Source organism: Streptomyces sp. CNH287, assembly GCF_000424825.1.
Map to the genome: position 1 here is coordinate 19195 of NZ_AUKQ01000006.1, position 26466 is coordinate 45660.

At 72.7% G+C, this 26466-nt stretch carries 26 protein-coding genes and 3 pseudogenes; 16 read left to right on the forward strand and 13 right to left on the reverse strand.

What is annotated here, in order from left to right; all coding sequences use genetic code 11:
* Nucleotides 1–2 precede the first annotated feature (2 nt).
* Nucleotides 3–662: a phenazine biosynthesis FMN-dependent oxidase PhzG gene (phzG, locus tag H299_RS0109385; protein WP_027748208.1), complete on the forward strand. Its 660-nt coding sequence runs from the start codon at nt 3–5 to the stop codon at nt 660–662.
* Between the two features lie 254 nt (nt 663–916).
* Here the strand turns inward: phzG and H299_RS0109390 are convergent, their stop codons facing one another.
* Complete coding sequence (locus H299_RS0109390) at nt 917–1756, reverse strand: PhzF family phenazine biosynthesis protein (protein WP_027748209.1); 840 nt, start codon at nt 1754–1756, stop codon at nt 917–919.
* A gap of 179 nt (nt 1757–1935) precedes the next feature.
* Between H299_RS0109390 and H299_RS0109395 the strand changes: the two genes are divergently transcribed.
* The 7 genes from H299_RS0109395 to H299_RS39010 all read left to right on the forward strand — a co-directional run bounded on the left by H299_RS0109395 (nt 1936) and on the right by H299_RS39010 (nt 8926).
* Nucleotides 1936–2427, forward strand: a complete 492-nt coding sequence (locus H299_RS0109395; protein WP_027748210.1) for a PhzA/PhzB family protein — start codon at nt 1936–1938, stop codon at nt 2425–2427.
* A complete protein-coding gene (locus H299_RS0109400; protein WP_027748211.1) occupies nt 2424–3437 on the forward strand; it encodes a methyltransferase in 1014 nt (337 codons plus the stop codon). The genes H299_RS0109395 and H299_RS0109400 overlap by 4 nt, the downstream gene beginning before the upstream one ends.
* A gap of 477 nt (nt 3438–3914) precedes the next feature.
* Nucleotides 3915–5348 (forward strand): family 2B encapsulin nanocompartment shell protein, encoded by a 1434-nt coding sequence (locus H299_RS0109405; RefSeq protein ID WP_051262280.1) that lies wholly within the window; start codon nt 3915–3917, stop codon nt 5346–5348.
* Nucleotides 5349–5398: 50 nt separating this feature from the next.
* Nucleotides 5399–6745: a family 2 encapsulin nanocompartment cargo protein terpene cyclase gene (locus H299_RS0109410; protein ID WP_027748213.1), complete on the forward strand. Its 1347-nt coding sequence runs from the start codon at nt 5399–5401 to the stop codon at nt 6743–6745.
* Between the two features lie 113 nt (nt 6746–6858).
* Entirely contained in the window at nt 6859–7719 is an 861-nt protein-coding gene (locus H299_RS0109415) for a geranyl diphosphate 2-C-methyltransferase (RefSeq protein WP_027748214.1), read from the forward strand.
* 133 nt (nt 7720–7852) lie between these two features.
* A complete protein-coding gene (locus H299_RS0109420; protein ID WP_027748215.1) occupies nt 7853–8335 on the forward strand; it encodes a VOC family protein in 483 nt (160 codons plus the stop codon).
* Nucleotides 8336–8524: 189 nt separating this feature from the next.
* Entirely contained in the window at nt 8525–8926 is a 402-nt protein-coding gene (locus tag H299_RS39010; protein WP_486587214.1) for an ArsR/SmtB family transcription factor, read from the forward strand.
* Between the two features lie 210 nt (nt 8927–9136).
* Here the strand turns inward: H299_RS39010 and H299_RS39015 are convergent.
* Together H299_RS39015 and H299_RS33100 are read right to left on the reverse strand one after the other, a co-directional pair.
* Nucleotides 9137–9790 (reverse strand): annotated as a pseudogene (locus H299_RS39015) (isocitrate lyase/PEP mutase family protein); the annotation flags it as partial.
* Nucleotides 9787–10731 carry a cytochrome P450 gene (locus H299_RS33100; protein ID WP_051262281.1) on the reverse strand — a complete coding sequence of 315 codons (945 nt, stop codon included), beginning with the start codon at nt 10729–10731 and terminating at the stop codon, nt 9787–9789. The pseudogene H299_RS39015 and the gene H299_RS33100, both read right to left, overlap by 4 nt.
* A 165-nt stretch (nt 10732–10896) precedes the next feature.
* Here H299_RS33100 and H299_RS33105 point away from each other — a divergent pair, with 165 nt between their 5' ends.
* The gene (locus H299_RS33105; protein WP_051262339.1) at nt 10897–12195 is read left to right on the forward strand and encodes an APC family permease; all 1299 of its coding nucleotides are present in this window, start codon (nt 10897–10899) and stop codon (nt 12193–12195) included.
* Nucleotides 12196–12215: 20 nt separating this feature from the next.
* On the opposite strand, the gene H299_RS0109445 is transcribed toward H299_RS33105, so the two are convergent.
* A complete protein-coding gene (locus tag H299_RS0109445) occupies nt 12216–12584 on the reverse strand; it encodes a DUF4180 domain-containing protein (RefSeq protein ID WP_027748217.1) in 369 nt (122 codons plus the stop codon).
* 217 nt (nt 12585–12801) lie between these two features.
* Here H299_RS0109445 and H299_RS0109450 point away from each other — a divergent pair, with 217 nt between their 5' ends.
* Nucleotides 12802–13653, forward strand: a complete 852-nt coding sequence (locus tag H299_RS0109450) for an NAD(P)H-binding protein (protein WP_027748218.1) — start codon at nt 12802–12804, stop codon at nt 13651–13653.
* 620 nt (nt 13654–14273) lie between these two features.
* Here H299_RS0109450 and H299_RS0109455 read toward each other — a convergent pair.
* From H299_RS0109455 to H299_RS0109465, 3 genes are all read right to left on the reverse strand, one after another.
* Complete coding sequence (locus H299_RS0109455; protein ID WP_486587235.1) at nt 14274–14777, reverse strand: potassium channel family protein; 504 nt, start codon at nt 14775–14777, stop codon at nt 14274–14276.
* Nucleotides 14778–14976: 199 nt separating this feature from the next.
* The gene (locus H299_RS0109460) at nt 14977–15693 is read right to left on the reverse strand and encodes a sensor domain-containing protein (protein ID WP_027748220.1); all 717 of its coding nucleotides are present in this window, start codon (nt 15691–15693) and stop codon (nt 14977–14979) included.
* A 175-nt stretch (nt 15694–15868) separates the two neighbouring features.
* On the reverse strand, nt 15869–16483 hold the full coding sequence (locus H299_RS0109465; RefSeq protein WP_037758434.1) for a helix-turn-helix domain-containing protein: 615 nt from the start codon (nt 16481–16483) through the stop codon (nt 15869–15871).
* A gap of 82 nt (nt 16484–16565) precedes the next feature.
* Between H299_RS0109465 and H299_RS0109470 the strand changes: the two genes are divergently transcribed.
* A complete protein-coding gene (locus H299_RS0109470; RefSeq protein WP_027748222.1) occupies nt 16566–17531 on the forward strand; it encodes an NAD(P)/FAD-dependent oxidoreductase in 966 nt (321 codons plus the stop codon).
* 35 nt (nt 17532–17566) lie between these two features.
* Here H299_RS0109470 and H299_RS0109475 read toward each other — a convergent pair whose 3' ends face one another.
* From H299_RS0109475 to H299_RS40360, 3 genes are read right to left on the reverse strand one after another with little or no spacing between them, the layout of a single operon-like run.
* Nucleotides 17567–18292, reverse strand: coding sequence for a maltokinase N-terminal cap-like domain-containing protein (locus H299_RS0109475; RefSeq protein ID WP_027748223.1), 726 nt, complete (start codon nt 18290–18292; stop codon nt 17567–17569).
* A complete protein-coding gene (locus H299_RS33110) occupies nt 18280–18945 on the reverse strand; it encodes a TetR/AcrR family transcriptional regulator (RefSeq protein WP_078512640.1) in 666 nt (221 codons plus the stop codon). Before H299_RS33110 ends, H299_RS0109475 begins: the two co-directional genes overlap by 13 nt.
* Nucleotides 18855–19910 carry a nitroreductase/quinone reductase family protein gene (locus tag H299_RS40360; protein ID WP_486587215.1) on the reverse strand — a complete coding sequence of 352 codons (1056 nt, stop codon included), beginning with the start codon at nt 19908–19910 and terminating at the stop codon, nt 18855–18857. The genes H299_RS33110 and H299_RS40360 overlap by 91 nt, the downstream gene beginning before the upstream one ends.
* On the opposite strand from H299_RS40360, the gene H299_RS0109490 reads away from it, so the two are divergent.
* On the forward strand, nt 19909–22308 hold the full coding sequence (locus H299_RS0109490; RefSeq protein WP_027748225.1) for an excinuclease ABC subunit UvrA: 2400 nt from the start codon (nt 19909–19911) through the stop codon (nt 22306–22308). The genes H299_RS40360 and H299_RS0109490 overlap by 2 nt on opposite strands.
* Before the next feature lie 47 nt (nt 22309–22355).
* Here the strand turns inward: H299_RS0109490 and H299_RS0109495 are convergent, their stop codons facing one another.
* The gene (locus H299_RS0109495) at nt 22356–22877 is read right to left on the reverse strand and encodes a DinB family protein (protein ID WP_051262282.1); all 522 of its coding nucleotides are present in this window, start codon (nt 22875–22877) and stop codon (nt 22356–22358) included.
* A 168-nt stretch (nt 22878–23045) separates the two neighbouring features.
* Entirely contained in the window at nt 23046–23504 is a 459-nt protein-coding gene (locus tag H299_RS0109500; RefSeq protein ID WP_051262283.1) for an Lrp/AsnC family transcriptional regulator, read from the reverse strand.
* 272 nt (nt 23505–23776) lie between these two features.
* On the opposite strand from H299_RS0109500, the gene H299_RS33115 reads away from it, so the two are divergent.
* The 3 genes from H299_RS33115 (at nt 23777) to H299_RS0109510 (ending at nt 25422) form a co-directional block, all read left to right on the forward strand.
* Nucleotides 23777–24286, forward strand: coding sequence for a stealth conserved region 3 domain-containing protein (locus tag H299_RS33115; RefSeq protein ID WP_027748228.1), 510 nt, complete (start codon nt 23777–23779; stop codon nt 24284–24286).
* 265 nt (nt 24287–24551) lie between these two features.
* Nucleotides 24552–25082 carry a hypothetical protein gene (locus H299_RS39565; RefSeq protein ID WP_158692308.1) on the forward strand — a complete coding sequence of 177 codons (531 nt, stop codon included), beginning with the start codon at nt 24552–24554 and terminating at the stop codon, nt 25080–25082.
* Complete coding sequence (locus H299_RS0109510; RefSeq protein WP_037758436.1) at nt 25060–25422, forward strand: antibiotic biosynthesis monooxygenase family protein; 363 nt, start codon at nt 25060–25062, stop codon at nt 25420–25422. Before H299_RS39565 ends, H299_RS0109510 begins: the two co-directional genes overlap by 23 nt.
* 53 nt (nt 25423–25475) lie before the next feature.
* Here the strand turns inward: H299_RS0109510 and H299_RS33120 are convergent.
* Nucleotides 25476–26218 (reverse strand): annotated as a pseudogene (locus H299_RS33120) (IS256 family transposase); the annotation flags it as partial.
* Here H299_RS33120 and H299_RS38200 point away from each other — a divergent pair.
* Nucleotides 26213–26428 (forward strand): annotated as a pseudogene (locus H299_RS38200) (site-specific integrase); the annotation flags it as partial. The pseudogenes H299_RS33120 and H299_RS38200 sit on opposite strands and share 6 nt — an antisense overlap.
* Nucleotides 26429–26466: the final 38 nt, after the last annotated feature.

Genomic DNA, 26466 nt, shown 5'->3' on the forward strand with positions numbered 1-26466 from the left:
CGATGACCGGGACGACCGACAACACCACGACCAAGGAAGGCACTTCGGGAGCAGAGCCCGCCGAGCCGATGCCGCCCGAGTTCGACAAGCCGCCGGAGAATCCGATCGCGCTCTTCCGCGAATGGTTCGACGCGGCGGTCGAACGCGGCGTACGGGAGCCGGGCGTGGTCGCGCTGGCTACCGCCGACAGCAGTGGACGCCCCTCGAACCGCATCATCCAGACCGTGTCGATCACGGACGTGGGCCTGATCTTCACCAGCCACACCAACAGCGTCAAGGGCCGCGAGATCGAGGCCAACGGGTGGGGCTCCGGGCTGCTCTACTGGCGGGAGACCAAGCAGCAGGTCCAGCTCGCGGGCCCGGTGGTGCAGTTGCCGGACCACCGCTCCGACGAACTGTGGGCCGCGCGGCCCACGTTCACCCACGCCATGTCCGTGGCCTCGCGGCAGAGCGAGCCGCTGGAGGACGAGGAGGCGCTGCGCGCCGAAGCCGTACGCCTCGCGGCGTCCGACGCACCGCTGCCCCGGCCCGAACGCTGGGTGGGGTACCAACTCGTGCCGTCGACCGTGGAGTTCTGGCACTCACGGCCGGACCGCCTCTATGGCAGGCTCCGCTACGAACGCACGGCAGAGGGCTGGACCAGCACCCGCCTCCAGCCCTGACGCCCCGGCGGCGGCGTCGGCGGCCCGGCGTCGCACCTCCGGCTCGGCGCCGTGGCGCCGTGCCGGGCTGGGGTGCTGCCGCGCTGTGCTTCAGGCCGGTGCGCTGTGCCTCGGGCTGGTGCGCCGTTCTGCTGACCGTGTGCCGCCCGCCGCGCGGGCGGGACGCCACTGCCGCAGCGCGGCAACCCGCGGCAACCCGCAGCTGCGACGGTCGCGGGCCGGCAGGCCCCGCGACCCGTCGCGCGCCGCCCGCTTCAGACGCGGAGGCTGCCGCGGGCCACCACCACCGCCGAGCCGCCCACCTCGACGTCCTCGATCCGCTCCGCGTCACCCGTCACCCGCGCGTACATCCGGGAGGGGCGCCCCATCTCGACACCTTGCAGTATCTCGATCTCCTCCCCGAACGGTGCGAGCCCGTGCCGTCCGAGGTGGATGGCCAGCGGCCCCGCCGCCGACCCGGTGGCCGCGTCCTCCGCGACGCCGTACGCCGGTGAGAACATCCGCATCCGCCAGTGCGCGCCCTCCCCGGCGAAGCAGTTGGCGGCCATGTCGAGGTGTTCGGCCAGGGCCAGCAGGTCGGGGCGTACCCGCGAGAGCGCGTCGATGCTCTCCAGCCCGACGTAGACGTGCCGGGGCCCGTTGCGGTAGATCTCCACCGGCAGTACGGAGTCCTCCAGCCCGAGCGCCGCGAGCAGCGCGTCCGCCTGGGCGTAGGGCTCCCAGGTCGGGACCGGCTGCCGCATCCGGGCGGCGGTGACCGTGCCGTCGGCCGCGCGCCGGAACTCGAAGGGGATGGTGCCCATGGCCGTCTCCAGCCGGATGCCCTCCCGTGCGGTGTGCTCGCCGAGCACGATCGCCGTGCCGAGCGTCGGATGCCCGGCGAAGGGCAGCTCGTTGACCGGGGTGAAGATGCGGACCCGTACGTCCCCGTCCTGGGTCGGGGGCAGTACGAACGTCGTCTCCGAGAGGTTCATCTCGCGCGCGATGCGCTGCATCAGCGACGCCGGAATGGTGTCCGCGTTCACGAAGACGGCTACCGGATTGCCTTCCAGCGCGGTTTCGGTGAACACGTCGGCTATCACGTAGTCGGGCATTCCCCAACGGTAGCCTCCGTGGCCGAGGCCGCCAAGAAAGGACGTGTGGGTGCGGGCACTTCCGCAGAGTTTTCGGGGGGTGTCCAAGTGTGGTGTGTCCGAGGTTGGACACGTCTTCTGCGGTGCCGTGTCCAACTGGGCGCTTGAGGACGGCATTACCGAACTGCTAAGAAATCGGCATGACCGATGCCACCGCGAACACATCCGGATTCCAGGACGCCGTGGAGCTGCGCCGCCGCCACCGTGCCGTGGTCGAGGACTACATGAACCGGAAGGGCGAGACGCGCCTGACCCGGTATCTTCTCTTCACCGAGGACGGCAGCGCCGGCCTGTACACGGGCGACACCCCCGAGCCGATCGTGTCGCGCGGCCACGAGAAACTGGAGGCTCACGGTCGCTGGTCGCTCCAGATATTCCCGGACTGGGTCTGGTACAACATCGAGATCTCCGAGACGCAGGACCCGAACCGGTTCTGGGTGGAATGCGACGGAAAGGGGGAAATCCACTACCCCGACTACCCGTCCGGTGAGTACCGCAATCATTTCATCCACCACTTTCTCCTGAAGGACGGCAAGATCGTCACGCAGCGGGAGTTCCACAACCCGTACAACCAGATGCGCGCGCTCAACATCGACATTCCGGTGATCAAGCGCGCGGGAATCCCGACATGAGCGAGGACCTGCGAGCCTCGCAGGACGCCATCGACATGATCACCGGCGGCTGGCGGGCGCAGGCGGTCTACACCGCCGTCAAGCTCGGCCTGCCCGACCACATCGAGGCGGGCCGCACCTCCAGCGCCGATCTGGCCGGGGTGACGGGCGCCAAGGAGGAGGGCATCCACCGGCTGCTGCGGCTGCTGGTCGCGATGGGCCTCTTCGAGGGTTCGCCGGACGCGGGCTACCGCAACACCCCGGTCAGCCGCGCCCTGCTGGACCGCCCCGGCACGCTGCGCGACATGTGTCTGCTGTACGGCGAGGAGTTCTACACCGCCTGGGGCCACGCGCCGGAGGCCATCAGCACCGTCAGCGCGGGATTCGAGGTCGCGTACGGCAAGCCGCTGTACGCCTACCTCAGCGAGGACAAGGACGCCTCGGTGCGGTTCCAGCGGGCGATGAAGGCGGGCAACCTCTTCTTCGACCACGTGCCCGGGATCTTCGACTTCGCGGGCAAGCACGTCGTGGACGTCGGCGGCGGCAACGGCTCGCTGCTGGCCGCGCTGCTCGGCGCCACACCCGACGCCCGCGGCACCCTGCTGGACCGCGAGCACGTGATGCCCGCCGCCCGGGAGAACCTCACGGCCACCATCGGCCTGGACCGGGTCGAACTGGTGGGCGGCAGCATGTTCGACGCGGTGCCGCAGGGCGGTGACGTCTACACGCTGTGCCGGGTGCTGGCCGGCTGGGAGGACGACGACGTCGTCGGCGTGTTCGCGAACTGCCGCCGTGGCATGGCCGACTCCTCGTCCCGGCTGCTGATCCTGGAGCGGGTCGTGGTGGACGAGGGTTCGACGGTGTTGCCCGCGCTCTGGGACCTCCACCTGCTCATGACGAACGGCGGACGCCACCGTACCGTCGAGCGCTTCCGCGGCATGCTGGACCGCGCGGGTCTGGACCTGGTGGAGATCAAGGAACTGCCCGCGGAGACCACGGCGTTGATCGCGGCGCCCCGGCCACAGGGGTAACCGGGGGCGCAGGTCCGGCGCATACGCGCACAGCGCCCCGCGCGCCGGTCCGCCCCGTACGCGCCGACAGCTCAGGCCCAGGTCACTCCGACCTGGGCCTGAGGGCTTACCGGGCGACCTGGGCGGGCCGCCGTGGCAGCACACCCCCGGACCGCACGCCCCCGGACCGCACACCACAGGCCGCACCCGCCGACCGGCCCCCGGGCCGCCCGACAGGACCCGAACGCCCGTCGGGCTGCGGCCGATTCCGGCACCCGGCGCCCAGGGCGCGCGCCGCGCGCGCACGGCGCGGGCGGTGGGCGTGAGTTGGGTGCACAAGGCGGCGAGTGCTGCTGCGCGCCCTCCGTTCGGGGGCGAAGTGGATGATCGCTACGTGTTATTAATTGCCACGGAAAGTGATCACGCCTGGTGGGTCGGTCGGTTGTCATACCTCTCGGACGCCTCGCGGATCAGGCGCGCCCAGCGAGAGAGGGACCGATGGCACCAGAGACACGTCCGGCCGCCCCGGCAGCGAGCATTCCGGTTCAGGGGCAGGACCACGAGCGGCTCAGCCTCAGCACGGAGGCGGCCCGCAATCTCGCGACGACCACCAAGTCCGAGCCCCAGATGCAGGGGATCAGCTCGCGGTGGCTGCTGCGCAAGCTGCCCTGGGTGCATGTGCCGGGCGCCACCTACCGGGTCAACCGGCGGTTGACCTACACGGTCGGCGACGGCCGGCTGAGCTTCGTGCAGCACGGCTCGAAGGTGACCGTCGTGCCCGCGGAGCTGGCCGAACTGCCCCTGCTGCGCGGCTTCGAGGACCCGGCGGCGCTGGGTGCCCTGGCCGCCAAGTTCACGCAGAAGGAGTTCGAGCCGGGCCAGCTCATCGTGCAGGCGGGCCGGAAGGCAGACCGCGTCTTCCTCGTCGCGCACGGCAAGGTGGAGAAGGTCGGCGAGGGCAAGTACGACGGGCAGGAGACGATCCTGGGCCGCCTGGCCGACGGCGACTCCTTCGGCGGCCAGGTCCTGGCGGACGGCGACGGCAAGTGGGAGTTCACCGCCCGCGCCGTGACGACGACGACGGTGCTGGTGCTGCCGTACTCCGCGTACAAGGCGGTGGCGGACCAGCACGAGGGGCTGCGGGCCCATGTCGAGCTGCTCAGCGCCGACGGCCACCGGCCGACGAACAAGCACGGCGAGACCGAGGTCGCCTTCCTCTCCGGCCACGCCGGCGAGCAGGCCCTGCCCGGCACCTTCGTGGACTACGAACTCAAGCCGCGCGAGTACGAGTTGAGCGTGGCGCAGACGGTGCTCAAGGTGCACAGCCGGGTCGCCGACCTCTACAACCAGCCGATGAACCAGACCCAGCAGCAGTTGCGGCTCACCATCGAGGCGCTGCGCGAGCGCCAGGAGCTGGAACTGGTCAACAACCCCGAGTTCGGCCTGCTGAGCAACACCGACTTCGACCGGCGCATCCAGACCCACTCCGGCCCGCCCACACCGGACGACCTCGACGACCTGCTGAGCATGCGCCGCGGCACCCAGTACCTCTTCGCCCACCCGCGCGCCGTCGCCGCCTTCGGCAAGGAGTGCAACAAGCGGGGTATCGCGCTGGGCAGCGTCGACGTCGACGGGCACCATATCCCCGCCTGGCGCGGCGTGCCGATCCTCCCGTGCGGCAAGATCCCCGTCACCGCGCAGCAGACCTCGACGATCATGGCGGTCCGCACCGGCGAGGACAACGAGGGCGTCATCGGCCTCTACCAGACGGGGATTCCCGATGAGGTCGAGCCCGGTCTGAACGTCCGGTTCATGGGCATCGACGAGAAGGCCGTCATCTCCTACCTCGTGAGCACCTACTACTCGGCCGCGGTGCTCGTGCCGGACGCCATCGGGCTCCTGGAGAACGTCGAGGTCCGGCCCCGTGGCTGAGACCCCTCTGGCTGAGTACGTGTCGGCGCCGGAGAAGGAGGGCTGAGGCGGTGTCACTGCTGTCCAGGATGTCCGCCTCGGCGGCCGTCCACGACGTGGCGGGCCTGGTCGGCGCGCTGCTGCGCGATCCCGCCCGCCCCGGTACGCCGGACCTGCTGGCGGCGGCGCGGCCGGAGGCGGAGGCTTCCCCCGAGGCGCGGCCGGAGGCGGCGGCGCCATCCGAGGCGGTGAGCGGGCCGCGGGCCCCCGCCGGGCCCACCGGGCTGGGCACCTCGGCGGCCCGGGTGCTGCTCCCCGAGCCGTCCGCCGCCCGTCCGGTGCTCGTTCCGCCGCCGCGTCCGCCGGCGTCCGCCGTCCCCCCGCTCCCCGCCGGGCCCACGGGCCTGGGCACCTCGGCCACCCGGCTCGGCGTCGGCGGGCAGGCGCCGGTCGGCAGGCCGCCGGGTCCGGTGCTGTACTGCCCGCCCGCCGTCCGCGACGACCGCGCCCTGGGCGAGGAGGTCAACGAACGGCTGGTCGAGTGGGCGGCGGAGACCGGGATCTACCCCGGCCAGCTCGACATGGTCCGCTCGGCCGGTTTCGGCCGCCTCATCATGCTCGCCCACCCCGACACGGACGACCCGGACCGGCTGCTGGCGGCGGCCAGGTGCGCGCTGGCCGAATGGTCCGTCGACGACCACTACGTGGACGGCGAGGCGGACGAGGCGCACCCGGAGCTGCTGGGCCAGCGGCTGGCCATTGCCCACTCGGTGATCGACCAGGCCCACCTGCCGCTGCACTACGCGCCCCGGCTGGAGCGCGTCGTCCAGCAGGACCCGGTCATGGTCGCCCTCCGCTCCAGCCTGGACCACCTCGCCCGCTACGCGACGACGACCCAGGTGCGACGGCTCCGCCACGAGCTGGCGATCATGTTCGTGGCCTACAACCAGGAGGCGGTCTGGGCCACGACGGGGCAGACCCCGCCCGTCTGGGAGTTCCTGATGCACCGCCACGAGAACAGCTTCGTGCCGTGCATGGTGCTCATCGACGCCCTCGGCGGCTACGAGGTCCCGATGGCCGAGTTCTCCGACCCGAAGGTGCGCCGCGCCTTCACCATGGCCGGGACCGCCAGCGTGATCGTGAACGACCTGTACTCGATGGCCAAGGAAGACCCGGGCGACACCAGCCTGCCCCGGCTGATCGCCGCCGAGGAGGGCTGCTCGCTTCAGGAGGCGGTCGAGAGCAGCGTCCGCGTCCACGACGAACTGATGCACACCTACGAGGCCGAGGCCGCAGCCCTCGCCCTCACCGGCTCCCCGCAGCTGCGCCGCTTCCTGGCCGGGGTGTGGGCGTGGCTCGGCGGCAGCCGCGAGTGGCACGCCGACAGCGGCCGCTACCACGGCGCGTCCGCCGCCTGACCGCCCCGCGTGCCCCGCACCCACCACCCGCACCCGCACCCGTACGTCATCCGCACTTCACCCGTACCCACACCCGTACCTACACCTGCACTCTCACCTGTGAAGGAGTCCTCATGACCACCACCGCTCCCAGCCCGGCCGATGTCCTGCGCACGGCGTACCAGCAGTCCGTCGCCGCGTACTGGAACACCGAGAAGGACCCGGTCAACCTGCGGCTCGGCGACATCGACGGGCTCTACCACCACCACTACGGGATCGGCGACTACGACCCGGCCGTCCTGGAGGGCCCGGAGGAGGGCCGGGACGACCGCATCATCGAGGAGATGCACCGGCTGGAGACGGCCCAGGCCGAACTGCTCCTGAGCCACCTGGGGCCCGTCGGCGCCGGTGACCGGCTGCTGGACGCGGGCTCGGGCCGGGGCGGCACGAGCTTCATGGCCAACCAGCGCTTCGGCGCCCAGGTGGACGGCGTCTCGATCTCCCAGACCCAGGTCGACTTCGCCAACGCCCAGGCCGAGCAGCGGGGCGTCGCCGACCAGGTGCGGTTCCACTTCCGCAACATGCTGGGCACCGGCTTCGAGACCGGCTCCCGCCGCGGCATCTGGACCAACGAGACCACCATGTACGTGGACCTCTTCGAGCTGTTCGGCGAGTTCTCGCGGCTGCTGGCCTACGGCGGGCGTTACGTGTGCATCACCGGCTGCTACAACGACGTGACCGGTGGCCGGTCCAAGGCGGTCAGCCGCATCGACGAGCACTACACCTGCAACATCCACCCCAGGAGCGACTACTTCAAGGCGCTCGCGGCGCACAGCCTGGTGCCGATCGACGTCGTCGACCTCACCGCCGCGACGATCCCGTACTGGGAGCTGCGGGCGAAGTCCTCGGTGGCGACCGGCATCGAGAAGCCGTTCCTCGACGCGTACAAGGAAGGCAGCTTCCACTACCTGCTCATCGTGGCCGACCGCGTCTGACCTGGGGCGGGCCCCGGCACCCGGCCGGGGCCCGCGCGCCAAAGAAGTCGTCGGCGCGCAGCGATGAGTTTTCGGGGCGGGGGCGGTCTGTACCGGTGACGGCAGACAGCACGTCCACGTCCAGGAGGCAGCGATGAGCACCGACGGATTCACCACGTGTCTGTGGTTCGACGGCAGGGCCGAGGAGGCCGCGCAGTTCTACACCGCGCTCTTCAAGAACTCCCACCTCGGCAACGTCATGCGCTACACGGAGGCGGGCCCCGGCCCCGCCGGTTCGGTCGTCACGGTCGACTTCGTGGCCAACGGCCAGAAGTTCGTGGCGCTCAACGGCGGCCCGGAGTTCACCTTCAGCGAGGCGGTCTCCTTCCAGATCGACTGCGACGACCAGGCGGAGGTGGACCACTACTGGGCGGAGCTGGTGAAGGACGGCGGCGAGGAGGGTCCGTGCGGTTGGCTCAAGGACAAGTTCGGGGTGTCCTGGCAGGTCGTCCCGACCGTGCTGTTCGAGCTGGTCAGCGACCCGGACCAGGCGAAGGCCGCCCGGGCCACCAAGGCGATGCTCTCGATGGGCAAGCTGGACGTCGCGCAGCTGAAGAAGGCGCACGCGGGGGAGTAGGCGCCCCGTACGCCCGGCCGGCCCGCCCCTGCGGCTGCGGCCCGCCCGTTCGGCGGCCTCCCGGCTCCGCCCCATGAACCCCCCTCCCGGTGGCGTCACGCGGCTTCGGCCGCCCGCCGCCGGGAGGCGAGGACCTGTGCATGAAGTACGATCGAACTCGTACAGGGAACGGGTGACGAGGAGCTGCCAGTGCCACCGACCACGCCCCCGGCGACCCTCCGGCGGGGCCCGGCCGCCCGGCCCGAGCCGCCGCCTGCCGTGCTGCCCGACCCGCTTCCCGAGCCCGCCGTGGACGAGCTGCGGCTGGAGGCGGTGCTCGGCGCGCTGAGCGATCCGCTGCGCCTGCGCATCGTGCGCAAACTCCTGCTGGACTCCGAGGAGTTCGACCACACCTGCGGCTGGTTCGGCCTGGACCGCCCCAAGTCCTCGCTGACACACCACTTCCGGGCGCTGCGGCTGGCGGGCGTCACCCGGCAGCGGCAGTACGGGCTGGAGCGCCGCAGCCAGGTCCGGGTGGACGACCTGGACGCCCGCTTCCCCGGCCTCCTCGCCCTGGTCGCCGCGTGGGAGCCGGAGGCGGACGGCTCCTGAGCGGTGGCGGGGCAGGGCGGGGCGGTGGCGGGCCCAGCACTGCGCGCCGCCCCCGCCGTCCCCGTACGCCTCGGCGAACGCCTGCGCCCGGGCGTAGGTCGGGACGGCCGCCGCCCCGGCCGTGCTCAGTGGCGGCGGCGCGTCCTGCGCCACCGCGACGGCGGTCGCCACGGCCGCCCCCAGCGCCGTCCGGAAGAGCAGCGAGCCGCAGCTGACGCGTCGTACGCCCAGCTCGGCGAGGGTGTGGAAGGGCAGCCCGGTGGGCGAGTGGAGGATGTTCAGCGGCACTGCCAGCTCGGCGACGAGCCCCGCGACGGCGGCGGCGTCCTGGAGACCGGGTACGAACAGCCCGTCCGCACCGGCCCGTTGGTAGGCCGCCGCGCGGTCTGCGGTTTGCGCGGCGTGGCCGGGTAGCCAGTAGGTGTCCGTGCGCGCGTTGACGAACAGCGCGGGGGCGGCCTCCCGCACCGCCGCGATCAGCGCGCACTGCCGTGCCGTGTCGGTCAGGGTGCCGTCCGGGCGGCCATCCTCCAGGTTGATGCCGACGATCCCCGCATCCGCCAACTCAACCGCCAGCGCCGCCACTTCCTCCGGCTCCTCGCTGAAGCCGCCTTCGACGTCCACGCTGATCAGCGCGTCCAGCCGGGCCAGCCCGAGTGCGAGCCGTACGGTCTCCGCGCGGGTGCCGCCCGTCGCGTCCGGTTTCCCCGCCGCCGCCGCGACGCCCAGGCTGGTGGTCCCCACCGCGCGGAACCCGGCACCGGCCAGGGCGGCTGCCGAGGCGTGGTCCCAGGCGTTGGGCAGCAGCAGCGGGCCGCCGGCGGAGGGGGCGTGCAGCGCGCGGAATTCATCGGACCGGTTCATCCGGGGTTTCCTTCCGGGGTCGGGGTCGGGGTCGGGATGGGGGGTGTGGCCGGGTCCGGCACCGGCACCGCGTCGAGTACACCGCAGGCCAGCGCCCGCGCGTGCACCTCACCGGGGCACGGGCGGAGGCCGTACCCGAAGGTGAGCGACGGGGACGTACGGCGTCCCGGGGCGAAGTCGTCCGGGTCGGCGAAGACCGCCGGGTCGCGGTTGGCGGCGGCGAAATCCAGCAGCACCGCGGCGCCCTCCGGCACCGTCCGCCCCGCGAGCGCCGCCCCGGCGAGGGCCACGCGTCGCGTCGCGGGCACCGGCGGCTCCAGCCGCAGCGTCTCGGCCACCAGGTCCTCCGTACGCACCCGCCTCCGCCTCCCGTACGGCGGTACGGCGGCCGACCGGGCGAGCACGGCGCGGATGAGCCCCGCCGTCGCGTCGCACGTCTGCACCAGCAGCGCGATGCGCTGGGCGGCCTCCTCGGGATCGCCGCCGGGCAGCGCGGCGAGCAGCGTCCGTACGCCCTCCTCGGCCCGTGCCGCCCGTTCGGCGTCGGCCCCCGGCTGGTACGCCCCGGCGACCGCGCGCACCGCCGGTACGACCCCGCCCGCCGCCCCGAACCCGAGGCGTTCGGCCAGCTCCGCCACCGGCGCGTACGGCACCTGCTCCGGCGCGAGGCGCGCGGCCCGGGCGCCCCCCGCCGCCCGCAACGCGGCGGGGTCCAGGCCGCTCAGCAACTCCACGACCAGCGCCCGGCGCCGCTGATGGTCCGGCCCCTCGCAGAACCGGACGACGGTCCGCCGCAGCCACCCCAGCGGGCCGGGCGCCGGGGAAGCGCGCGGCACCGCGAAGCGGGGGTCGTTCAGCACGGCGCACACCTCGGCGTGGCGGCGCACCCGGGCATGGACGGGTGCGCCGGGGGACGCGGTGCGGGGGACGGGTGAGGTCATGCGGCGACCGTAGCCGCGGGACGCTTCGGCACCGGCCGAAGAGCCGCGCACCGTAGCGTCATCTTGCTCCGCTACGGTGCGCGGGGCCGGAGCGTGGCGGAGGACCACCCGGCCGCACGGCTGACGGACGTACGGACGTACGGACGGTACGAAGAGGGAGCGGGCGTGGGAGCAGTACCGGCACCGGCCGACCCGGCCGACCCGCCAGGTCTGAGGCGACGGCTCGGCGTGACCGACGCCGTCGTGCTCGGGCTCGGCGCCATGATCGGCGCGGGCGTCTTCGCCGCGCTCGCCCCGGCCGCCCGTGCGGCGGGCTCCGGGCTGCTCCTCGGGCTGGCCCTCGCCGCCGTCGTCGCCTACTGCAACGCGACCTCCTCCGCCCGGCTGGCCGCCCGCTACCCTGCCTCCGGCGGCACCTACGTCTACGCGCGCGAACGGCTCGGTGACGTCTGGGGCTACCTCGCGGGCTGGGCCTTCGTCACCGGCAAGACCGCCTCCTGCGCGGCCATGGCGCTCACGGTCGGGCACTACGCCTGGCCGGAGCAGTCCCACGCCGTAGCCGTCGCCGCCGTGCTGGCACTGACCGCGCTCAACCTCACCGGCGTACAGAAGTCGGCGCTGCTGACCCGCGTCATCGTCACCCTCGTACTGGCCGTCCTCGCCGCCGTCGTCACCGCCTGCCTCACCGGCGGCACGGCCGGGGCCGCCCGCCTGGACCTCGGCACGGACGCCACGGCGGGCGGTGTGCTGGAGGCTGCCGGACTCCTCTTCTTCGCCTTCGCCGGGTACGCGCGCATCGCCACCCTCGGTGAGGAGGTACGCGATCCGCAGCGCACCCTCCGCCGCGCGATCCCGCTCGCGCTCGGCCTCACGCTGGTGGTGTACGCGGCGGTGGCCGTCGCGGTGCTGGCCGTCCTGGGGCCCGAGCGCCTCGCGGACGCCACCGCTCCGCTGAGCGACGCGGTACGGGCGGCGGGCGCGCCGTGGCTGGCCCCTGTCGTACGGGCGGGCGCCGCCGTCGCCGCGCTGGGCGCGCTGCTCGCGCTGATCCTGGGCGTCTCCCGCACCACGCTGGCGATGGCCCGCGACCGCCATCTGCCCCACGCGCTCTCCGCCGTGCACCCGCGCTACGGCGTGCCGCACCGCGCGGAGGCGGCCGTCGGCGTGGTCGTCGCGCTGCTCGCGGCGACGGTGGACGTGCGCGGCGCGATCGGCTTCTCGTCCTTCGGCGTGCTGGCCTACTACGCCCTCGCCAACGCCGCCGCCTGGACGCTCACCCCCGCCGAAGGCCGCCCGCCGCGCGCCGTGGTCCTGCTCGGGCTGACCGGCTGCGCGCTCCTCGCCTTCGCGCTCCCGCCGTCCTCCGTGCTGCTGGGCACCGCCGTCCTCCTGGCGGGCGCGCTCCGCTACGCCCTGCGCCGCGCCCGCAAACGCCGTGGAGCGCGGCGGCCCGACGGATCGTAGGGGTCCGCAGGGGGTTCCGGTCAGCGGCTGCCGCTGAGGCGCTCCCGCAACTCCCCGGCGTCCGCGAGGAACCAGGCCTGCCACCCCCGGTTGGACTCCCGTACGAAGTCCCGGAGCGCCGAACTGCCCTCCGTGTGCCGGGATATGTCTCCGAGGACGACGAGCCCCACCCGGTACTGGACGAACTTCTGCACGATCTCCCCGGCGACCTGCGTCCGCAACTGGAAGAACGCCTCGCCGAGCCGCTCGGCCGGCACCACCACCCACCGGGCGCCCTGGTACGAGGCGTTGCCGACGAGATCCAGCACCTCGTGTCCGCCGTCGATGACCTCGCCCTCTGCGTCGCACATCAGGACGGGAACGTCACGGATCATCTCCAGGGTGCTCATAGGGCGAGGCTAATTCCGCGTGCGCGTGCCGTCGACGGAATTCCCCCGGCGCTCCCGTCCGGGCCCTCCGCCTGCGCAGCAGCACGCCGTTGCCGTGGACGTCGCCACAGGCCGACGAAATGCGTGACGACCACCGTGCCTGCCCGGGGCAGCTTGACTTGAACCTTGGTTGATGTACGAGAGTCGAGTCATCGAACGGCGAGATACGGAGTTGGCGATGACACAGCCCAGGATTCTGGTGACCGGCGCGACGGGGAAGGTCGGCGGCTCGGTGGTCGCCCAGCTGCACGCGGCGGGCGTGCCCGTGCGGGCGCTGGTGAGGGGCGAGGCGGACTTCCCGGAGGGTGTGCAGGCGGTACGCGGCGATCTCGGTGATCCCGCGTCCTTGGACGCCGCTTTGGACGGTGTCGATTCGGTCTTGCTGGTGTGGCCGTTCCTGAGTGCCGAGGGCGCGCCCGAGGTGATCGAGGCGATCGGGAAGCGCGCACGACGGGTGGTGTACCTGTCATCCGCCGGGGTGAAAGGCGAGGAGGAGGTGCCGGCCGACGCGATCACCATGTTCCACACGGAGCTGGAGCGGCTGATCGCGGCCTCGGGACTGGAGTGGACGGCGCTGCGGCCCACCGGGTTCGCGAGCAACACGCTGGGCTGGGCGGAGGAGGTCCGCACCACCGGTGCGGTACGGGCGCCGATGGCAAGGCTGGCCCGCCCGCTGATCCACGAGGCGGACATGGCCGCGGTCGCCGTTCAGGCGCTGACGACCGACGCCCTGCTCGGCGCCCGCCCCCTGATCACCGGTCCCGAACTGGTCACCCAGGAACGGCAGGTGGCGCTGATCGGCGAGGCGATCGGGCGGCCGGTGCGGTTCGAGGAGGTCACGCTGGAGGAGGCCATCGAGCAGATGAAGGCCGCGGGCTACCCGGCAGAGCTGGCGGAGGGCGTGTTCCCGGCCCAGGCGGAGATGCTCGACAACCCGGAGCCGGTCAACGACGAGGTGGAGCGCATCACGGGCACCCCGGCCCGATCCTTCCGCGAGTGGGCGGTGGACCACGCGGCGGACTTCCGCTGAGAGGGCCGACCATCACGCTGCTGCGGACCGTGGCCGTCCTCCTGCCGGACTCGGACACCAGCCGTCGTGAGGCCGCGGCCGAGCAGGTGCTCGACCTGCTCGGAGGACCACTGCGAGAAGGTTACGTACACCACTGGCGGGCCTGATTCGCCAGAGTGCGTTGGTTCAGCTCCGAGCTTGGGCTTCCCGTCGGCGCTGTGTTGCTGGTCGTAGCGGAAGAGGAGCGCCGCCACCGGCCTGTCGTCGGCGTTGACCAGGGACCGGCAGGCGAAAGGGCTGTCGGTGTACACCAGCTGGCTCTGGGATTCCAGGTTTCCGTCGAGGGCGTCCACGACGAAGTGCCCCGCCCCCTGGTGGGTGATGTCGAGGATGACCGGATTCGCTCCGGTCGTCAGACGTGTGACCTGGCCGCCGTCACCGCTCATCCACTGCAGCACCGCACCGCCCGCGGTGCGCAGCGGCGGAGCCTGCTCAGGAGTGCCCCTGGTCTTGGCGATCCCGGCGAGCGGCACCACATCCGGGTGCTGCCTCACCTGGTCCCGACGGAACCACTTCACCGACTGCCCCCCGCTTGTCGTCCATGCACAGCTTGTCGCCCGTGCGCAGTGTTCCACCCGTGCTCATCGCCGTGCTTCGTGCCTCGTGCGGGCGGCGAGCTGGCCGCGCAGGTGGCGGGCGAGGGCGGTGGCGGCGGCGGTGAGGAAGACGAGGCCGTAGAGGATCTGGAGGACGGCGACGGCGCGGGCGGTCTGGCCGCGCGGCGCCACGTCCCCGTAGCCGACGGTCGCCAGCGTGACGACGGTGAAGTACACGGCGTCGATCCGGGTCCGCAGGCCCGTGAACTCGCCCGGCTGCCGCGCCAGCGCGTAGTACGTCGCGGCGAAGACCAGTACGGAGAGGTACATCAGGAGCGGGATGACCAGTCCGGGCCGGGTGTGCGGCTTGTCCTGGAGGACGTCGCTGATCTGGCGCAGCAGGAGCGCGGCGATGGCGGCGACCACCGCGGCGAAGACGCTCCACGCCAGCTGGGGGCGCCGCGCGAGATCGTCCAGCGGGAGCAGGACGTACGCGGCGGTCAGCGCGGCGATCAGGCACGCGAGGAGCAGCCCGAGCCGTACCGCCACCGCGTGCGGCACGGGCTCCGGCCCCGGCTGCGGTCCGGGCTCCGGTTCAGGTGTGCGCGGCAACGGTGGCCTCCCGACGGCGCACGCGTCCCTGCGCGCGCCTGCCTCCATGGCACCCTCACCCCGCGCTCCCCGCCACCGGGCGGCACCCGAACGGCGCTCCGCGCTCGCGGGGGCGGCGGGGGCGGTGGCGCGGCGGTCAGCCCAGGAGGCCGCGGACGGCGGCGCGGTCGACGCGGGTCAGAGCGCGGACGAGGCGGGGGGTGAGGAAGAGGACCACGAGCCCGAGGAGGGAGGTTCCGGCGATCTCGGGCACGGAGTCGAGGTACAGCTCGTGGTGCGTGCCGCCCGAGGAGAAGTCGTACACGCGGTAGCCGGGCCAGTCCACGTACTCCGGGAAGACCCAGGCGTACGCGGGGTAGAGCGCGACGACCCAGCCGGTGAGCACGGCGGTCACCGTCAGCGCGAAGCTCGCCACCCGCCAGGGGAAGATGACGACCTGGAAGAGCAGTGCCTTCCAGCCCGCCGCGTCGGTGAGCCGGGCGGCCATGGCGGGCCACCAGCCCCGGCCGCGCGGGGCTGGTACGGGCGCCGGCCCGGCGACGTGCAGCCCGAGCATGGCGCGGGCCCGGCCGCGCTCGGCGGCGCCGAGCCCGCGCGCTCCGGCCAGCATCGCCGCCAGGACGGGCAGTCCGGCGAGGGTGACGGCCAGGCCCGTGCCCAGCGAGAAGAGCGTCACCGAGAAGACGAATCCGGCGAGGGCGACCGGCAGGGACAGCAGCGTGTACCCGATCTCGCGGTAGGTGACCGCCGCGAACGGCGCCCGCCAGAAGCCCACCGCGAACGGCGCGGCGTGGGCCGCAGGGGTGGCGGGGGCGGCGTACGGCAGGGTGCCGGCGCTGGTGCTCGTGCTCATGGCGGGACTCGCTTCCTCGCGGCGGGCGCGTGGGACGGGGGACGCGGGACGTGCGGCGTGCCGTGCTGACGTCCTCAACGATCCCGTTTCCGGCGCCCGAGGGGCATGGTGCGCCCCGCCGTCCCCGGGGTGGTGCCAGCCCCCCTCCGGGAGGGCGGCGCGCCCCCGTCCGGCGTCAGCCGCGGTGGCCGTCCCGCTCCGCGCCGCGCGGCCGGGCCCGTACGTGCATCCGCTCGCCCTGGCTGCCGAAGATGCTCAGGATCTCGACGGGCCCCTCCCCGGTGCTGCCGAACCAGTGCGGCAGGCGCGTGTCGAACTCGGCGACCTCGCCCATGCCCAGCACCAGATCGCGCTCGGACAGCACCACGCGCAGCCGCCCGGCCAGGACGTAGAGCCACTCGTACCCCTCGTGGGTGCACGGATCGGGTGTGCTGCGGCTGGCCGGGAGGACCATTTTGAAGCTCTGGAGGGGGCCGGGCTGCCGGGTCAGCGGCAGCACCGTGTTGCCGTGCACGCGGCGGGGCTTGAGGCGCACCCGCGGGTCGCCGACCTCGGGGGCGCCGACCAGCTCGTCCAGCGGCACCTGGTGGGCCTGGGCGATCGGCAGCAGCAGCTCCAGGCTGGGGCGGCGCTGGCCGGACTCCAGCCGGGAGAGGGTGCTCTTGGAGATGCCGGTGGCCTCGGCCAGCGCCGCCAGGGTGACGGCGCGCTGCGTGCGCAGGTGCCTGAGCCGGGGGCCGACCTCGGTGAGGGCGCGGGCGATGGCGGGGGAGTGGTCCACGCCTCCCATTGCACCGCACGCTTCCCGGAAACGGCAACAGCAATTGCCGCAGCGGAGTGGTCGGCGCACTCTGGTGGCGGAGGTGATCGCGATGAGCGAGGCGACAGACGCGACGGCGGGTGACCTGACCCGGGGGGACGGCGACCGGGAGTACGACGCGGTGGTGGTGGGCGGCGGCGCGGCCGGGCTGAGCGCGGCGCTGGTGCTGGCCCGCGCCCGACGCCGGGTGGCGGTGGTGGACGGCGGCGAGCCGCGCAACGCCCCGGCCGCCCACCTGCAGGGCTTCCTGTCCCGCGACGGCACGCCCCCGGCGGCGCTGCTGGCGGTGGGCCGGGCGGAACTACAGGGATACGGCGTCGAGTTGACGTCCGGACGGGTCGCCCGCATCGACCCCGGATTCACCGTGACGCTCTCCGGTGGCCGGGTGCTGACCGCCCGTCAGATCGTGGTGGCCACCGGCCTGCGGGACGAGCTGCCGGAGCTGCCCGGGGTGCGTGAGCGCTGGGGCAGGGACGTACTGCACTGCCCGCACTGCCACGGCTACGAGGTACGCGACCGCCCCCTCGGCGTCCTCGGCACCCAACCGGGCTCGGTGGAACAGGCATTGCTGATCCGGCAGTGGTCGCCCGACCTCGTCTTCTTCCCGCACGCCCTGGATCTGGCCGACGAGCAGCGCGCACGGCTGGCGGCGCGCGGGGTGCGCGTCGCGGAAGGCGCGGTCTCCCGGCTGGTGGTGGCGGAAGACCGGCTGCACGGCGTGGAGTTGGCGTCGGGCGAGGTGGTGCCGCGCGAGGCGGTGTTCCTGGCCGCGCGCATGGTGCCGCAGGACGACCTGCTGACCCGGCTGGGCTGCGTGCGGGGCGAGGACGGCTGGGTGGCCACGGACGCGGCGGGCCGTACGGAGGTGCCCGGGGTGTGGGCGGTCGGCAATGTCACGGACCCGCGCGCCCAGGTGATCGTGGCGGCCGGACGGGGTGCGACGGCCGCGATGGCCCTCAACCAGGACCTGGTGACCGAGGACACCGCCCGCGCACTCGCTCTCGCCCGCGCGGAGTAGGGCGCCCGGCCGGTCCCGGCGTCGGCCCGCCGCTGCTACGGAGCGTCGCTGACGACGGCGAACCGGCCGCGTGCCCGGCTCCCGTCCGGCAGCCGCCAGGTGGCGCTGACCTGGCCCAGCGCCGGACGCTCGCCGTCGTCGGGCCGCAGGAGGCGGTTCAGCCGGATGGTCAGCCGGCGCGGCGGCTGAGCGTCCGCGCCGTCGCCGTCGCCGCTGTCGCTGCCGTCGCCGCCGTCCCCGCCTTCGTCCCTGCCGCCGGTGAGGACGTGCAGGTCGGTGCCGTGCGGCCCGTCGGCCACGGTGCTGGAGCGGATCGTCGCCGGGTGGCCGGGCTCCGCGAAGGAGCCGACCACGGACGGGTCGGCGGTGTCGCTCTCCGACTGGGACTGCGGCTCCGCCCGGCCCAGGACCAGCGCGAACAGCTGGCTGACGAGCACCGGATCGTGCGCGCCGTCGTACACCCAGCGCTCGCCCAGCACGCCGTGCGTCAGCGTGCCGATGAGCGCGTGGCCGGCGCCGTCCAGCGGGGCGCCCCGGTAGGTGCAGGGCACCTGGTAGGTCAGCGGCTGCTCGCGGGACCCGTCGGTGACCACCAGGAACTCCATGCCGACCTCACCCGCCGGGTCGTCGAGCCGGAAGCCGCCGACGCCGGTCAGCCGGGGGCCGGACCCCGTGCCGCGGTACCAGGGCTGGGCCGGGAGCCACGAGGTGAGCAGCTCCAGCTTGGTGGGTGTCAGCGTCGTACGGGTCACGATTGCCATGGGTGCACTCTTCCGGTCGGGTCTTCTCCGGCCGGGGAGGACACCCGGTCGGCGACGTCGAACAACTGGTCCAGATGGGAGCGCAGTACGGCGCTCGCGGCGTCCGGGCTGTGCCGGCCGACCAGGACGCCGGTGCCCAGCCCGTGGCTGAGGGCGAGCAGCCGGGCCGCCTCCGCCGGGCAGTCCAGCGACGGGTCCAGCGCGCCGTCCTCCCGCGCCTGCCCGAGAAGGTCGGCGAGCTGCCGCTCCAGCCGGTCGGGGCCCTCCACGAAGGGCTGCCGGGCCAGCTCGGGATCGGTCATCGCGAGCACCGCGTACGAGGTCCACACCAGGTGGAAGGCGTGGCTCGGGCCGTCGGACGGGAGCGCCTCGGCGAGGAACGCCTCGACGAACGCCCGCGGCGCGACCGGCCTCGCCAGCCCGGCCAGCCGGTCCGCCCACCGCTCGCGGCTCTGCTGCTCCAGCCTGCTCAGCGCGGCGTACATCAGCTCCGCCTTGGTGCCGAAGTAGTACTGCACCAGCCGCACGGAGACGCCCGCCTCGGCGGCGACGGACCGCATCGTCACGGTGTGCAGGCCCTCCCGGGCGGCCACCGCGACCAGCGCGTCGGTGATCTGCGCGCGCCGCCCGGCGTGGTCCGCCCGCTTCGGCACCGTCGCCACCTCCCTGCTCCGGCCGTCGGGGTGAGGGTACCGGGGCGCGCGGCACACCCCGGGCCCCGCGTCAGGACCCCGCCGCCGTCGCCCGTACGGGTTCGAGGACCACCACCGGAATCGTCCGCCGGCTCCGGGCCGCGTACGTGCGGTACACCGGCGCCAGCCCGGCCATCAGCGCCCACAGCCGCTCCCGCTCGTCCCCCTCGGCGGTGCGGGGCGCGGGCGGTGAACCGCTCGCCGAGGATCTGCACCCGCACCTCGGGTTCGGCCACCAGGTTGAGGTACCACTGCGGGTGGGTGTGCGTGATGCCCGAGCCGGAGGCGACCAGCACGTAGCGGCCGTCGTCCTCGCCGAAGAAGAGGCCGTCCGGTAGCTCCGGCCGGTGCTGCGCCCCCGGTGGGTGAGGACGAGGTTCGTCATCCCCCCTTCCCGGTAGCCGCTGGCCCCGTCGGTCGCGAGGTAGCGGCGTACGTGCTCCGCGACGGAGGGGTCGGGGCTGTCGGCCGCCTCCGCGGGCAGCGGACGGCGTGGCGGGTTCGCGGTCCCGTGGACTGACAGGAGCTTTCGGTCGGCCTTCGCTCCGCTGTCGGCGCCCCGCCGCCGGTGCAGGCCGGCGGCACAGCGTCCGCACGGCGGCGGGGAGGGTGCCAGTACTCTTCCCCGGCAGGCTTCCGTGCCACGGGGGTGCACGGAACGATGCGGCGGCCCGGGGGCTCCCGGGCCGCCGCGTCCTTTGCCGCCCGCCTGCCCCGGCGACTCGGCGACCCCGAGACCCGGAGACTCCGAGACCCGGGCTGACCTGGGAGAACCGGGAATTGTCAGACCCCGGGTCTAGCGTGTGTATGAGTGCCCTGGACGACGGTGCCCTGGAGGCACCGCCCCCGGTGGGCTTTCTCGCGCACACGGCGTCGGCGGACCGCGAAGGCGGCTCCGCGGCAGAGAACGGGAGTACGAGCAGCATGGCCAAGACCGCGCACACGAAGGCGCCTGCCCCGCACGACGCCGACAGCCACGACCTGATCCGGGTGCACGGCGCCCGGGTCAACAACCTGAAGGACGTCAGCGTCGAGCTGCCCAAGCGCCGGCTGACGGTGTTCACCGGGGTGTCCGGCTCAGGCAAGAGCTCGCTTGTGTTCGGCACGATCGCCGCGGAGTCGCAGCGGATGATCAACGAGACCTACAGCGCCTTCGTGCAGGGCTTCATGCCGACGCTGGCGCGGCCCGAGGTGGACGTCCTGGACGGGCTGACGACGGCGATCATCGTCGACCAGCAGCGCCTGGGCGCCGACCCGCGCTCCACCGTCGGCACCGCCACCGACGCCAACGCCATGCTGCGCATCCTCTTCAGCCGCCTCGGGCGCCCGCACATCGGCTCACCCAACGCGTTCGCGTTCAACGTCGCCTCCGTCAAGGCGAGCGGCGCGATTACCGTCGAGCGCGGCAACAAGAAGGCCGTGAAGGCGACCTTCACCCGTACCGGCGGCATGTGCACGCGCTGCGAGGGCCGGGGCTCGGTCTCCGACATCGACCTCACCCAGCTCTACGACGACACCAAGTCGATCTCCGAGGGCGCGTTCACGATCCCCGGCTGGAAGTCCGACAGCTTCTGGACGGTGCGGACGTACGCCGAGTCGGGCCTCCTCGACCCGGACAAGCCGATCCGCGAGTACACCGAGCGGGAGATGCGCGACTTCCTCTACGGGGAGCCGACCAAGGTCAAGGTCGAGGGCGTCAACCTCACCTACGAGGGGCTGATCCCCAAGGTCCAGAAGTCGTTCCTGTCCAAGGACAAGGAGGCGCTGCAACCGCACATCCGGGCGTTCGTGGAGCGCGCGGTCACCTTCACCGCCTGCCCCGAGTGCGAGGGCACCCGGCTGAGCGAGGCGGCCCGTTCGTCGAAGATCGGGGGCGTCAGCATCGCCGACGCCTGCGCGATGCAGATCAGCGACCTGGCCGCCTGGGTGGGCGGCCTGGAGGAGCCCTCGGTCGCGCCGCTGCTCGCCAAGCTCGGGCAGACCCTCGACTCGTTCGTGGAGATCGGCCTCGGCTACCTCTCGCTGGAGCGGCCCTCGGGCACGCTCTCCGGCGGTGAGGCGCAGCGCGTGAAGATGATCCGGCACCTGGGCTCCAGTCTCACCGATGTCACCTACGTCTTCGACGAGCCGACGATCGGCCTGCACCCGCACGACATCCAGCGGATGAACAAGCTGCTGCTGCGCCTGCGCGACAAGGGCAACACCGTGCTCGTGGTCGAGCACAAGCCCGAGGTCATCGCCATCGCCGACCACGTCGTCGACCTCGGCCCCGGCGCCGGCACCGCCGGCGGCACCGTCTGCTTCGAGGGCGCCGTCGAGGGGCTGCGGGCCGGTGACACCGTCACCGGCCGCCACCTGGACGACCGGGCCGTCGTCAAGGAGACCGTGCGCGAGCCCACCGGCGCGCTGGAGATCCGCGGGGCGACGACGCACAACCTGCGCAAGGTCGACGTCGACATCCCGCTCGGGGTGCTGGCCGTGGTCACCGGCGTCGCGGGCTCCGGGAAGAGTTCGCTGGTGCACGGGTCGCTGGTCAGGGGGTCGGCCGCCGCCGACGAGGGCGTGGTGTCGATCGACCAGAGCGCGATCAAGGGCTCGCGCCGGAGCAACCCGGCCACCTACACCGGGCTGCTCGACCCGATCCGCAAGGCGTTCGCCAAGGCCAACGGCGTCAAGCCCGCCCTCTTCAGCGCCAACTCCGAGGGCGCCTGCCCCCACTGCAACGGCGCCGGAGTCATCTACACCGACCTGGCCATGATGGCCGGGGTCGCCACGCCCTGCGAGGAGTGCGAGGGCAAGCGGTTCGAGGCGTCCGTCCTGGACCACCACCTCGGCGGCCGGGACATCAGCGAGGTGCTCGCGATGTCGGTGGCCCAGGCCGAGGAGTTCTTCGGCGCGGGCGAGGCGCGTACGCCGGCCGCGCACCGCATCCTCGAGCGGCTCGCCGACGTCGGGCTCGGCTACCTCACGCTCGGCCAGCCGCTCACCACGCTCTCCGGCGGCGAGCGCCAGCGGCTGAAGCTGGCCGTCCACATGGCCGAGAAGGGCGGCGTCTACGTCCTCGACGAGCCGACGACCGGCCTGCACCTCGCCGACGTCGAGCAGTTGCTCGGCCTGCTGGACCGGCTCGTCGACTCCGGCAAGTCGGTCATCGTGGTCGAGCACCACCAGGCCGTCATGGCGCACGCCGACTGGATCATCGACCTCGGCCCCGGCGCGGGCCACGACGGCGGCCGGGTCGTCTTCGAGGGCACGCCCGCCGACCTCGTCGCCGACCGCTCCACCCTCACCGGCGAGCACCTCGCGGCGTACGTCGGCGCCTGAGACGAGGGAGAGCACCGGCAGCGAAGCCCGCGCCGCCGACCTGCCCGCTACCAGCCGCGTGCGCCGTCGAGGAGTTCGCGGAGCACGTCCGCGTGCCCGGCGTGGCGGCTGGTGTCCATCGTCACGTGCACCATCGCCCATCGCAGGGTGTAGTCGTCCGCCGTCTGGGCGCCCATGCTGTCCAGGGCGAGGGAGCCGATGACCTCGTCACTTGCGTCGCACGCCGCGCGGTAGCGGCGGAGCAGGCTGTCGGGGTCGTCGGCTTCGGTGATCCTCCAGTCACCATCCGGATCGTCCGCACCGAACGGCATCGGGTGCTCCCGCCCGCCGAGTACGTTGCCGAACCAGTGGTGCTCCACGGTGACCAGATGGGTCAAAACTCCGCCCAGGCTGGTCGCGGACGGCACCAGCCTGCTGCGCAGCTGTGCGCCGGACAGCCCGGTCGCCTTCGCCACCACCGTCCCTCTGGCGAAGCGCAGCCAGGCCCAGAGCATGTCCTTCTCGCCGAGCCGGTGGGCGGGGATGCGGCGCTCCTCGGTGTGAGCGGCGACCGGGACGTGGTGCGCCATCAGGGGGCGTCCTTTCGCTGAGCGGGGCGGGCATCCCGAACGGTAGGCGGCGCGCGGCACCGGCCCCAAGCCGCACCGGCGCACGCGGACGTTCCGTCGGCCCGCCACCGGCACGGCCACCGCGCCGCCGCCGCCGCGCCGACGAATCGTCGGCCCGGCGGCCGGAGTTCAGGCCCGGTCGGCCGCCTCGACCGACGTCAGCACGATGGTGGTGACGACCTGGCGCACGCCCTCGACCGACATGATGTCGTCGAGCAGCTGCTGCAGGGCGAGCGTGGTGGCGGCCCGCACCTTCAGCAGGGCGCACCAGGGGCCGGTCACCCGGTGGCACTCCTCGACCAGCGCGTCCGCCGTGCGCACCTCGAACAGCCCGTCCACCACCTGGGCCATCCGGTCATGGTCGACCTGCACCGAGAGGAAGGCGCACAGCCCCAGATCGACGGCCGACCAGTCGACCACCGCCCGGTACCCCCGGATCACGCCGTCCCGCTCCAGGCGCTTGACCCGCTCGTGCACGGCCGGACGGGACACGTGCAGCCGCCGCGCGATCTCCTCGTGGCTGATCCGCCCCTGGGCGGAGACCAGCCTGACGATCTCCCGGTCCACCCGGTCCAGCTCCTTGGGCATCCGCTTCCGTCCGTCCGTTCGCGCGTCGAGGGCCTGGCCCCATCATCCCGATCATCCCGGGGGCGCACGCGCCCGCCCGACCAGCTCCCGGTCCGTTCCGGAGCGGACCGTGTCCGTTCGCTGACCCACCGCACGGCCCGCACTCCGTTCGTCGAATTTCGGACAGCATCTACAACCTTCCACCACGTACGTCTGTCTGGTGAACAAGCTCGGCGTCGGCCCCCGCATCCGCTGGAGTCGGCCCCAACTCCGGGGGCAAGAACGCCCGCGAGGTGATCCGGCGCTTCCACGGCCGGCAGGTCAGCCACAAGTCGCTGCACACCCCGCACCCCCAACTCCTCTCGGTCATGCGGGAGATGGAGAACCTCGAGATCGAGGAACTCGAGCGGACCTCCTACTCGCGCTTCCGCTCCACTTCCGACGTCGCCCCCGCGTCCACGCTCCACCACCACTGGGCGATCGCGACCGGTCGGGCCGTCCCGGCCGAATACCGCTTCCGCTACGTCCAGTTGGGCACACCGGACATGCCGCGTCGCCTGGCCCGCCTCGCGGCCGGCGAGGACGTCGACTTCTTCTGCCTCAACGACGTCGACACCGCCCCGGCGGCCAGACCGGCGTCCCAGGCGGCCATCCGCGCCTTCCTGGAGCGGAAGTACCCGTTCCCGAGCCGCTTCGAGGGGGCGCCCCGGTCCACCGCGCGCCCCGTCGCGCCGCTGCGGAGCGTCGTGGCACCGATCCCGCGCCGCCGCGCCACCCGCCGTACGAATACACCGACCGGATGAGCTGACCGCCTCGCCGAGGTCCGGCGGGCTCCGGCTTCCGCGACGGAGGCAAACCGGCCCGGGGGCTCGCACCGTGGGAACCGCCTCGGCCAGAATGGGCTGTCGCTGGTCCTGGGGTGGCCTGCTTCGTGCGGGACTGCACACCCTCACGAGGAGGAGATCACATGCGGGATTCTGCGGACTCGACGGAGCCCGATGAGCCGGCGGGGCAAGACCGCAGCGGCGCCGCAGCGGCAGCGTCGACCGTCCTGGTGGAGGTACGGCCATGCGTCGCCGTCGCCATCGGGGAAGTGCCCCGGCGCTGATCGCCGAACTGCAGCTCCAGCCGGTCGACTTGGGTCTCGTGTCCGCCGACGACCGCACGCGCATCTCGGCGGCCCTCGCCTCGATCGGCAACACGGCGACCGTGGGCGGCAACCTCGCACACGCAGCCGCCGGCATGGAGGGGATCTACCGGCTCAGCGACGCCACGCGGGCGTACCTGGCCGCTGGCGGGGCGCTGGCAGCCAAGGACGGCGCGCATCTCGGCTCGGTGTTCGCCAACGGCCGGATCGTCCACCAGGCGCGCCTGGTCCCGGTGGCCGCGGTGAGCGCGGCGGAGGTCGCTCTCGCAATCACCAGATCAACAACCGCGGACCGGCAGATTCCGCCCGCCGCCACACCATCAGGCGACAGCAGATCAGCTCAAAGACTCACGAACCGTCCGCTCAGGGCGTGTCCGGTGGATCAGGGGCGGCCAAAGCCCAGTTGGGGTGCGCCGTTAGGCTGCCGACATGACCACAGAAGCCCAGCGTAACGAGTCCCCCGATTCATCAGACTCGTTCGTCACATTCATCAACGTCTTCGAGATCGACGCCGCCGACCTCGACGAGTTCGTCGTGAAGTGGGAGGAGCGGGCCAGGCTCATGCGGGACAAGCCGGGCTTCATCGGTTCCCGTATGCACAGGGCCCGTTCCTCCGGCGCCCGCTTCCAGCTCGTCAACGTCTCCCACTGGAAGAGCCATGAGGCGTGGGAGGCCGCCACTGCCGACCCCGACTTCGCGTGGCGCACGCAGGCGGCATGGGAGCAGAGCAAGCAGCCGATTACGCCGAACCCCGGAGTGTACGACGTCGTCGTTGATCTCACCGCTCCCTAAGGGCTGTCCGGCGAGTCCTCACCGCAGCCATAGCCGGATCACGGGAGGGTGGGTCAAAAGAGCGGTGTAGCTGGGGTTGTTGAGGGTTGCTGGGGTGCTGCGGAGAGTCGGGCGTCGAGGGTGGTGTCGAAGGCGTTCAGGGCGGTCTTCCAGCGCATGGTTCAGCGGGCCTGGCTCTTGCCGGTCGGGTCCAGTGGCGTGATCGCCATGTAGACGCACTTCAAGGCGGCCTGCTCGTTCGGGAAGTGCCCGCGAGCCTTGACTGCCTGCCGAATCCGGGCGTTCACCGGCTCGATGGCGTTCGTCGTGCAGACGATGCGGCGGATCTCGGTGTCGAACCGGAGGAAGGGAGTGAACTCCTCCCAGGCGTTCTCCCAGAGCCGGACGATCGCCGGGTGCTTCTTGCCCCACACGTCGGCGAACCCCGCGAACCGCTCGAGGGCCGCTTCCCCGGTCGCCGCGGTATAGACGGGCTTGAGGAGCTTGGCGATCTTGTCCCAGTCCTGGCGGGCGGCATGGCGGAAGGAGTTCCGCAGCAGGTGGACCACGCAGGTCTGCACGACGGTGCGGGGCCAGACGGTCTCCACCGCGTCGGGCAGGCCCTTGGGTCCGTCGCAGACCAGCATGAGGCGTCGTTCACGCCGCGGTTCTTGATCTCGGTGAGGATGTGCATCCAGTGCTTGGCGCCCTCGCCGCCGTCGCCGGCCCACAGCCCGGGAATCTCCCGTCGGCCCTCGACGGTGACGGCCAGGGCAACGTAGATGGGCCGGTTCGCCACCGCGCCGTCGCGCACACGGCCGCCACCGTGCTCATGCTGCTCGGTGTCCCGGCCCGGGTCATTGATCAGATCATGGAGTGGGAGCCGGATACCTCCGCAGGCATGCGGGCCCGATATTTCCACGTGCCGGACGCCATGCTCAAGGACGTGGCCCGGAAGATCACCGAAGCCATCTGGGGAACCCCGGAGACACCCGCTGTGGACAAAAACCAGGACAACGAGGGCTGAAGAACCGCCGAAGGGCCCCACTGCTCGCAGCGGGGCCC